This window comes from Nitrososphaera sp. (genome assembly GCA_039938515.1).
GTDB lineage: Archaea > Thermoproteota > Nitrososphaeria > Nitrososphaerales > Nitrososphaeraceae > Nitrososphaera.
On record JBDUUL010000010.1, the window covers coordinates 317,705 to 327,488 of the forward strand.

A 9,784-nucleotide genomic window follows, 5' to 3' on the forward strand; every position below is an offset into this window, starting at 1 on the left:
TACAATTCGCAGTGGATAAATAAATTTGTAATCAAGACCCGTATCTCTAATTGTTGCTCCAACCGCTCGGGGTTCAGAGGTTCCCATGTCAGCCAGATTTCTTGATGGCGCAAAAAGTCATTAATTCTACACTTCTTCAATTCTAGGACTGCCGAGTTTGTCGCCTATTCATAACGACCATGTGCGCAAGTACTATCAGTCGGGTAACTTCATTCCTTAGTTGATCATTAAAGTCAACCCTGATTTCTCATATATTTGCGCGAGAAATCCTCTTTCATGACAGAAGCCAATGCAGAGTCAGAAAAGCAAATTGCGACCAGTCCTCAAAAAGTTCGAATGAAAGTTACGACAGAGTTCGCAGGGTTCCAGAACTGCTCAAAGGGGTGTGGCTGCTTCAGATGGGGCGGCAGTCAGCCATGGCGACTCTATCTTAGTCCTTTTCAGGGGAGGGTACGTGCGCGACCACCGCGCGTTCCACGATGATGCTAATATGAACTTGACATTTTCAACCAAGACCGGTACCAGCTCGATCTCAATTCCCCTCGGTACTTTAAAAGCAGATTTGGATGCTCCGCTTCCATATCAAAACTTTGTTCTTCTGCCGCCTACCCCAATCTATGATCACTTTTCAATAATTGTGGGTATGATTCAGGAGAGTGAATTGAAGAAAGCGCAGGACAGCATTTCAAGTACGCTGACACCCTTGGTATTCCGGCAGTAGTCGCGCCTTCGGCGCTCCTCTTTTCTGGCGGAGCCGCGAAGGGTGCCAACGATTAACCATCGATTCAGGTGGTCAGCTTGAAAGAATGAAACCTTATGTACATTCTATCGCCGCGAGCGACGGTCGGAAGAGGTATTCACCCGATAACGGCATTATTGGTTCTTGAAAAGTTAGTTCGTGATGTCAAGTTAACTAGGCGCGCCAGAAGATGATTCTTAATCATGCCGACCATGACCGCGAAAATACTTTAAGCATCCATCTCACGCTAAATTCTCGTCATTGCACCAATTATTTAATTAATAGCTCATTTTTACATAATCTCTCTCGAGATTACGAGAATGGGAGCTAGGAATCTTTCGCCCGAAGGTGATTCGGAACGTGAATTTGGTACAAAGAGCAATGCTCGCTTACTCTCGGTAAAGGAACTTTACACACGCAGTTATGCTATAGTGATAGGAATATCCTGCTACAAAGAAGAAAAGCTCAATCTCAAAAATCCTGTAAATGATGCCCGAGAAGTAGCGAGGGTCCTAAAAGAAAAACACGGATTTGATGATGTTCAATTGATACTTTATTCTGACGCGACGCGCGAAAATCTTGCCCACTTTTTTGATGACAAAATTCGAAGTAGAGAAATTACCAAGGATGACAGGCTCTTGGTTTACTTTTCTGGACACGGTCACATCAGGGAAGGTAAGAACCAACAAGGCCATCCGTTTACGGAATCCTTTCTACTCCCCTACGACGCAGAGTTCCGGTCTGACCACAAATACAGCAGCTACATTGAACTTGAAAAAATAACTAGGAATTGTAAGCTATGCAGTGCCAAACATGTTCTCATTATACTCGATAGCTGCTATAGCGGTACTGCCCTAATTGATGGACGGGCACCGCCACGACCAGATATCATAAATGATGAATATCTCAAATTGATAATAAACAAGAGGTCTATACAGGCTTTAGCAGCTACTGACAAAAGCCAATTAGCCTTGGATTCGGGAGTTGGCTTCAACCAACTCAGCTCGGCACATGGCGCTTTCACTGGTTGTCTGCTTGAGGTACTGGATGGAGATTTCGATCCTGACAAAGATGGGATATTGACTGCCAGCGAATTGGGACAATATCTGGTAAAGAACGTACCCCGCAATGAAATTCCACAGAACCCCCTATATGGCTACCTTCCCGGTAGCGAAATTGGCGACTTTATATTTAACATATATCCGAGGCCGGTTGCGGAAAATGGGTCAACAAATCCTGTTTTACCTGCTCCCCCAAATCCATCGGTTGACGAAATGTCACCGCTAGCGAAGGCAGCGAGCGATTATTATGCAAGAAGGGATTACGAACGAGCAATTATTTTTTATGATAGGATTTTAGAGATAAATCCGAAACATATCGTATCGCTAACTCGGAAAGGAATTTCCTGTATGAAACTCCGCAGAATCGAGGATGCGAAAAACTGCTTCAATCAAGTAATTTCTATCGAAAATGATAACGTTGAGGCATTGGACTATATTGAAAGGCTTAACCAGCTGGCTGAAACATCCGACGAGGTGCCAGAGAAGGGGTCTTCACTGAAGAAAGAAACGTCTGACCCCAAGTTTTCTTCTTTTTGTGAACAAGGCCTCAGAAGCTTTCAACAGGGTGACTATAGTGCCGCTGCAAGATATTATGGACACGCCATTAAACTAAACCCTGAAAACGATGACGCGTGGAATTACAAAGGAATTGCTCTCCACGAATTTGGCAAGTACAACCAAGCTATCAAGTGTTACGAAAATGCCCTTGAACTAAACCCCAAATACGATGACGCGTGGAATTACAAAGGGCTAGCTCTCTACGACTTGCACAAGTATAACCAAGCTATCAAGTGTTACGATAAGGCCCTTGAACTAAACCCTGAAAACGATCGCACTTTGCATTACAAGGACCTTGCTCTCAACAAATTGAACGAGTACAATTAGGAAAGGAAGTTAACAATTGCGTGATAACTGCTCGATATCAAGTATCTGAAGATATGCCAAAGGTCGTTAAAGATGCGGTCAGAAAAAGTCAAACAAGAAAGACACAATCCACTAAAACAGATGTATGGAAATGTTTTTAGATCCCAAACCCATCGATACAGATGAAACTCGACCTAAAGTTCACCTAGATGATTGATGTCCCTTGGGGCCAGACAGGAAAACTTAAAGATCCGCAGAACTCGCTAGTCTATAATGTAGCCGTTCCGGATAAAGCGGAGCATGACTATAATTCGGATAATGCATTTTCAAGGTTTGGATGCCAACTCAAGGGCCGGTATTGGAGATCCTCAGTTCTTTTCAATTTCTATTTACATTATTGCAGTTGCTTCGTTCACTATTCCATTAATGCGGAACTTCTCTGCCATGTCAATAAGAATTACTTCGCTTTTGATTGTAGCTGCGATTGAAAGCTCTTCAACTCGGTTTATCCTCATTGATGATCGTTCTGAGAGGGCACTGTTGTTCACCGCTAGTTCGCCCGCTATTGCGAAAAGATAACCAGTGCGTTCCGGCGCAAAATGATGTATTACCTCTGACCCTTTATCGAGCGATGAGATGTAAATTCTTGCATCTTGATGAATGCTCAACCGAGTCTCAGATGAATTCTCAGGACCGACCACGTTAAGAAATTTGTTCCTGCCAAGTTCGGGTGCGAATATTTCCTGCTTCCAGGATGGCTTCAGACCACGCTCGTTTGCAAAAATCCATATCTGCAGGAGCCTCAATGGCTTTTCCTTTGAGTGATTGTATTCTGAATGCACAATTCCCGAGCCTGCAGTCATTACCTGGACCTCGCCGGGATGGACTATCCCATGGTTGCCCTGATTGTCGCGGTGCTCCAGCTCTCCCTCGATTACATATGTGATAATTTCCATGTCCCGGTGGGGATGAAATCCAAATCCTGTGCCCGGTCGAATCAAATCATCATTGAATACCCGCAACGGACCAAAATTGATGTTCTCTGGATCGTGATAGTCAGCAAATGAAAAGTGGTGGTACGAGGTAAGCCATCCAAGGTCGCTCTTGAAATGCCTGTCAGCAGTTCTGATATCAATCATTACTGCAGTTAGGCCTGTTGGAATATTTAAGATTGGTAGGAATTCCGAACTTAGTAGGTATTTTGCAACAGACCGTTCCAGAAGCCAGAACCCGCTAACCGTTAAATCAAATCCCCAGCTTTCTGCAGCGTGAAAGAGAAAATTCTTGCAGGACTGACCATTCCAGTTACCCTTGGTCTGGCGTCAATTGCGCTGTTTTGGAGCCCTGCCGCCGCCCTGGATCCGGGCGTTCCGGTCATGAAAGCAAGCAACGGCCTTTTCAATATAGACACTTTCTCGATTAACGGGACCATTGCCTCGCTTGTCTATACTCAATCAGTACCGTACATCCTAACGGGAAACTGGAGCCTCGATGTCAGTTCTGCCAACGCAACTGCTTTTCAAGCAAACATAAACGCACTAAAGTCTGACGGATCTGATTCCCAAAGCTTCCGGCTTGCGAATTTTGTCGCCGGCCCAAACAGCATCGTGACAAACAGGACCGATGGCTCGAAGGTCATATCAGGCTATGTCGACATTGCCAATTCAAACCAGCTGTTTCACAGGATACCCGTGACATTGACAATAGCAAAATTCAGAGCAATCAGCATTGTGCTCGGCGACGCAATGCCGGGAATCCTGGTTGCAAGCCAGCCAATCTATGGCACCGTTGAGCAGCAAAATTCTCTGACTCAAACCTCCGCAGTTAGCAGTCCACTCCTGCCCGAAGGAAACGGTGCGGCCATTACGAACAACGCCACGCCGCCAATCGGCCTGCCGCAGCTGCCAAATCCCTTTTTGCGTTAAGGGTTCCGCTCTATGTTTTGCAGCGGAATAGTCACGTTATCATGCACAGCAGGCTCTTCCGATAAAGAAGCTTCTGCATTTTCAGGCCGGGCAAACTGCCTGCTCAGAGTCAAATAGTCCAGCAGAATCTTGCTTCGCTGGTCGCCCATCTCGCTTGTCTTGGTCTCAAAAACCCCGTGAATGGCAAGCTTGTCATCCTTTGTCTGGTACAGCCCGATGTCAATCAACCCGTGCCCGTTTGAGATTATCGCCTGCCTCATGCTCTGTATCAGAAGAGTGGAATCCGGAAAAGGCCTTGGCACGTAGGACACAACCTCGTCGATTATTGTGTCGCCGTAAATCATAACCGCGTTGCTAAGGATCAGGTAGTTTGGAATCTTAATTAGCCGTCCGGTCCTCACCGACGGGAGGCGCTCGCCGTCGCCTACCTCCATCACCGTGGTCCGCAATATGCCGATGTCCATCACATCGCCCTTGACCACCCCGGGAATAATAGAGACCTTGATCCTGTTTCCTATCCTGATGTCGCGGTTGTACTTCATGACCATAGTGGCAATGAGGTCCGCGATATAGTCCTTGAACACGAACGAGACGCCCATCGAGCTGAACACGATACTCAGCAGTGGGAGGTACGTGACAAGATCCATTGCCATCGTTCGCAGTAAAGCGCCTTTCGGGTTAAGCCGATAACTCGAAAATAGCTAACCGGTAATGAAAAACAATTCAACTTTAAATCGAGATTATCTTGCTGCAGGAAAGGCATTGGACGGTCACCGAGGCGCCCGCCGTCTGAGAGTTTTGCAGTACCTTGAATTTCCTGCCTCCGCAGTCGGGGCAGATGGGGCACGCTCTCAGTCCGCCGGTCACGACTACCACTTGTGAGGCACGCTGTCGGATCGGCTTATCATCTGTATCCTCTCAACGCCCCTGACCTGCTCGATTATCTCTGCGACTGCCTCCGGCACCAGGGTTTTCCAGGGCTTGCCGTCGGCCATCAGCTGGCGGATGTTCGTGCCATTGTATTCCTCCATTCTCACAAACCTTGGCTGCCGCACCTCAATTTCAGAGCCCTGCTCGCTTACAAGCAGCTGGACAAACTCGTTTCCCGAATAAACCACATGGAACGGCGGCATGAGAGACCTGATGTGCGCAAGCCAGCGCGCATTGTTCTCGTCGTTTGGAAACGGCACGATGTAGCAGCGGTTAAGGTCGGCACCTGCATGGGCGAGCGAGTTGTGTATCATTGCCATCCTCTCGCCGGCGGTGAACGGATCCTTTTCGATAAAGTTGAACTGCGCGCTCCCGATGCCGATTATCAGCTCGTCACACTCGGCGAGTATCTGCTGCGCAAGCGCCAGATGGCCGTTGTGGAAGGGCTGGAACCGGCCAAGCATCAGTCCCCTGATCTTTGGTTTTCTTGACCCCGACCTGCCCACGCAAGCGCTACCTCTTGCCTAGCTTTGCCTTCCACTGCTCTATTTCCTTTGCCTCTATCTTGCGAAACACCGGCTCTATCCTGCCAAGAGTATGGCCTGGCTTGACGGCATCCATCTTGCCTGCAGATTCCCACTTCTGCCCGTGCACGCTGCCCTCAAGGCCCAGCTGCTGCCAGATCTTTTCAGCTGCAAAGGGAATGTAAGGTTCAAGCAATATCGCGAGAGAGCGGGAGGCATTGACCGACACGTACAGAGTCGCCGCCGCGGTTTCCTTGTTCGACCATGGCGACTTGCCCTGAAAATACTGGTTCAGGCCTGCGCTGTATGCCATGATAGCCTTGAGGGCCTTGTCTATCTCGTTTCTTTCCAGCAGGTTGCCTGCCTCCACTACCACTTTCGATGGGGCCTCGAGCTGCTTTCGGTCTTCCGGTCCAAACTCGCCGGGCTCCGGCACCTTGGCGCCAAACGTCCTGGCAGTAAAGGAGAGCGCCCTGTTTACAAAATTCCCAACGTTCGCGATAAGCTCGTTGTTTATTTTTTCATAAAACACGTCAAAGTCAAAGTTGAGGTCGTCCTGCGAGTATGTTACCACCGACGCGATGTAGTAGCGCAAATAGTCGGCGCTGAACTGCGATAGAAAGTCCTTAAGGCCGATGTACCAGTTCCTGCTTTTTGATATCTTCTGGTTCTGGAGCATCAGGTGACCCCTCGTTGGAATATAGTCAGGAAGCCTGTATTCCTCGTCAATTCCGATCCTCATTGCTGGCAGAAAGAGATAGTGATGGTAAACGATGTCCTTTCCGATAAAGTGGTAGATTTCTGAACTGTTCCAGTACTGCTTGCCGTCCTTGCCAGTCGTCGAGACCTGCTTGGCAAGCGTAGAGATGTAGCACAGGTGGTTGTCAAACCAGCCGTAGAGAACCTTGCCCTTTGCCTCTTCAAGCGGTATCGGCACGCCCCACGACAGGTCCCGGGTGATGTCCCAGTCCTGCAGCCCCTCGTTTATCCAGTTAATGACATAGTTCTTTACTTCGGGCTGCAGGTGCTCGTTTGACTGGAGCCAGTCCCGCAGCTTGTCTGAAAAACTCGACAGCCTGAAAAAGTAGTGCTTGCTTTCGCGCTTGACAGGCGGCCTTGAGCATATTGCGCATCGAGGCTCGAGGATTTTCTCCGGCACCCTGCCGCAGCTCTCGCAAAGGTCAGAGTATTGGTTTGGGGCGCCGCAGTACGGGCACGTGCCAATTACGTACCTGTCCGGCAAGTACTTGTCGTCGTACTCGCAATAGTACTGGATTACCGGCTTGTCGTAGATGTGGCCGTTTTTGAACAGTTTGGAAAAAACGTACTGCACGAACTTGACGTTGTCCGGGTCGCTGGTGCTTCCAAAATAGTCAAACGATATGCCAAGCGAGGTAAAGTCCTCGTGGTCCCGCACATTCCACGATTTTACATAGTCTTGCGGGGACTTGTTTTCCTTTTCTGCCTTCACAAGAATAGGAGTGCCGAAATCGTCGGTAGCGCAGATGTGGTAAATCTCTCTGCCCTTGAGCCTAGAATATCTTGTAAAAATGTCAGCCGGAAGGTAGGTCGAGGCCACGTGGCCGAGGTGTATCTCACCGTTTGCATAGGGAAGGGCGCTTGTGACAACCGCGCTCTTGATCGTCTCCGGCATCAACAGTCAGATTCGCGATCTAGATTTTAACCTAACTAGACCTGCTGTACTTCTCTTGCTCCGGCGTCAAGGAATCAATCTGAAGCCTCCTGTCTTCAAGCGCGTACGCGGCTACTTTTCTGTCGATTTCGTCCGGGACGCCATAGACTTTCTTTTCAAGCGACTGGGCCTTGTCAGCAGAGTAAAGGATGCATAAAAGCTGGTTTGCAAATGATAGTGCCATCACTTCAGGCGGATTGCCTTCTGCCGCAACTAGGTTGACCACCCTCCCTTCAGATAGCAGATACAGCTTTCTGCCTGAAACGACGTATTGTTCAAGGTTCGGCCTTAACAAAGTGCGTCTGCCGTTAGCCTTTAGATATCCAACGTCAATCTCGACATTAAAGTGCCCGGCATTAGCAAGAATTGCGCCGTCCTTCATATTCTTGAAGTACTCCGCTCTTATCACGCCCTTCTGCCCGGTGCATGTGATAATCAAGTCCCCCATCAAAGTAGCCTCTGACATCCTCCTGACATCATACCCGTCCATGTGTGCCTCCAGGGCCTTGACCGGGTCAACCTCTGTTACCACGACTCGCGCTCCCATTCCACGAGCTCTTGAGGCGACGCCTCTTCCTACCCAGCCGTAGCCACAGACCACGACGGTTTTTCCTGCCACTAGCATCCCGGTGGAACGCAGCACGCCGTCAATAGTGCTCTGCCCGGTGCCGTGTTGATTGTCAAACAGAAACTTTGTTTTAGCATTATTTACCGCGATTACCGGGTAGAGCAGCCTATCCTCGGCTTCAAGAGCCTTCAGGCGCTTTACCCCAGATGTGGTCTCCTCTGTCCCTCCGATGGGCAGTTTGGATGACTTTTTCGCGCCGTGAATAGCAGAGTGCAGGTCGCCGCCGTCGTCAATGACGAGATGTGGCCTTGATTCAGCGACAGTCCTTATGCAGTCTCGGTACTCCTGTTCAGTCTCTGCGCGCCAGGCATAAACGCCGATGCCTTCGGCGTCCAAAAACGCGGCGATATCGTCTTGTGCAGACAAGGGATTCGCGGAGCACAGCGAAACCTGCGCACCAAGGTCCTTTGCAGCCATTGCAAGCACGGATGTTTCCCTGGTTACATGCAGGCATATTCCCAGACGCAGGCCGCTCAGTGGCTTTGCCGAATGCGACCGGACTATTCTGTCAAGAATGGACATCCTTGCCTTTGCCCATTCATGCGCCAGCCTCCCCCTGGAAACAAGAGACGGGTCAGCAATCTTGCTTGTCATGGTTTACCGAGCCAAACTTGAGCAGGTTCTTCAACAGAAGGTGCGGGTGCTCCCTGACCAGAGGGACTATTGCGTTTCAAGTTCTTCGCGGTACTTGGCCCTTCCGCGTCGCATCACGACAAAGATTACCAGGATAACCGCTGCCCAAATGAAACTGTACATCAGGTTAGTTGAGCTAACGTAGAGGTAGGGCATGATGTCAACAAGGTCCAATTTCATTACGTTTATCGATTCGCGCATATCTGACATGCCGGTGTTGTAGGCGCTGCTGTGAGGTTCCAGAGTTGATATTGAATTAGATCTCGAAATGACGGCGTCAAGCTGCGCCTGAATCAGCCCAAAGTCGCTTCTCGGAGTGGGAAACGCCCAGACTGGATTTCCACTCTCAGGTAGCAGCCTTTTCGCATGGGTCACAAACTGCGCCATATCCTGGGGCGTGCCGGCGCTTTCCGCCCTGTCAAGGTCGCCAGTAGCGACGTCAATGGGGTAGATAGAGGACTGATAGCCATAGTATGCAAGTGCGCCTCCGATTGTAAGCAGCACTATGATGCTTAGAAACATCAGACGAAATGATGAAGCCATTGAAAGCAGCTTTGCAAATCAATTCATCGGGAGATATTTAGGTTTGCCGACTATGAACTTGGCTTTCAGATAACCCCCCCCCGTGGTGCTGGTCTTACCCTTGGATCCTCAGGTGCTGCCAATTTGCTTGGTGAGATTTGCAATCTGCTCCTTTGTGTAATCTATGTCGCGTAGAAGCTTTACCGGTACGTCTCTGCCGCCGTAACTAGCCAATTCAATATTGTAGTCCTGGAGGTTTCGCTGA

10 protein-coding genes are annotated in these 9,784 nt (G+C 49.2%); 3 read left to right on the plus strand and 7 right to left on the minus strand.

From position 1 onward, the window contains the following. Positions 1-385: 385 nt before the first annotated feature. Both ABI361_06635 and ABI361_06640 read left to right on the plus strand, forming a co-directional pair. Positions 386-721, plus strand: coding sequence for a hypothetical protein (locus ABI361_06635; protein MEO9320331.1), 336 nt, complete (start codon positions 386-388; stop codon positions 719-721). Positions 722-1,059: 338 nt separating this feature from the next. Continuing rightward, positions 1,060-2,685 carry a tetratricopeptide repeat protein gene (locus tag ABI361_06640; protein MEO9320332.1) on the plus strand — a complete coding sequence of 542 codons (1,626 nt, stop codon included), beginning with the start codon at positions 1,060-1,062 and terminating at the stop codon, positions 2,683-2,685. 368 nt (positions 2,686-3,053) lie between these two features. Here ABI361_06640 and ABI361_06645 read toward each other — a convergent pair whose 3' ends face one another. Beyond that, positions 3,054-3,803 carry a pirin family protein gene (locus ABI361_06645; protein ID MEO9320333.1) on the minus strand — a complete coding sequence of 250 codons (750 nt, stop codon included), beginning with the start codon at positions 3,801-3,803 and terminating at the stop codon, positions 3,054-3,056. Between the two features lie 129 nt (positions 3,804-3,932). Between ABI361_06645 and ABI361_06650 the strand changes: the two genes are divergently transcribed. After that, on the plus strand, positions 3,933-4,589 hold the full coding sequence (locus ABI361_06650; protein ID MEO9320334.1) for a hypothetical protein: 657 nt from the start codon (positions 3,933-3,935) through the stop codon (positions 4,587-4,589). On the opposite strand, the gene ABI361_06655 is transcribed toward ABI361_06650, so the two are convergent. The 6 genes from ABI361_06655 to ABI361_06680 all read right to left on the minus strand — a co-directional run bounded on the left by ABI361_06655 (position 4,586) and on the right by ABI361_06680 (position 9,540). Beyond that, the gene (locus ABI361_06655; protein MEO9320335.1) at positions 4,586-5,242 is read right to left on the minus strand and encodes a mechanosensitive ion channel domain-containing protein; all 657 of its coding nucleotides are present in this window, start codon (positions 5,240-5,242) and stop codon (positions 4,586-4,588) included. The genes ABI361_06650 and ABI361_06655 overlap by 4 nt on opposite strands. A 76-nt stretch (positions 5,243-5,318) precedes the next feature. Next, entirely contained in the window at positions 5,319-5,465 is a 147-nt protein-coding gene (locus ABI361_06660; protein MEO9320336.1) for a hypothetical protein, read from the minus strand. Beyond that, the gene (locus ABI361_06665) at positions 5,459-5,983 is read right to left on the minus strand and encodes a nicotinamide-nucleotide adenylyltransferase (GenBank protein ID MEO9320337.1); all 525 of its coding nucleotides are present in this window, start codon (positions 5,981-5,983) and stop codon (positions 5,459-5,461) included. The genes ABI361_06660 and ABI361_06665 overlap by 7 nt, the downstream gene beginning before the upstream one ends. 49 nt (positions 5,984-6,032) lie before the next feature. Continuing rightward, positions 6,033-7,697, minus strand: coding sequence for a methionine--tRNA ligase (gene metG / locus ABI361_06670; GenBank protein MEO9320338.1), 1,665 nt, complete (start codon positions 7,695-7,697; stop codon positions 6,033-6,035). A gap of 31 nt (positions 7,698-7,728) precedes the next feature. Next, positions 7,729-8,958: an adenosylhomocysteinase gene (locus tag ABI361_06675; GenBank protein ID MEO9320339.1), complete on the minus strand. Its 1,230-nt coding sequence runs from the start codon at positions 8,956-8,958 to the stop codon at positions 7,729-7,731. A 66-nt stretch (positions 8,959-9,024) separates the two neighbouring features. Further along, the gene (locus tag ABI361_06680; GenBank protein MEO9320340.1) at positions 9,025-9,540 is read right to left on the minus strand and encodes a hypothetical protein; all 516 of its coding nucleotides are present in this window, start codon (positions 9,538-9,540) and stop codon (positions 9,025-9,027) included. Positions 9,541-9,784 lie beyond the last annotated feature (244 nt).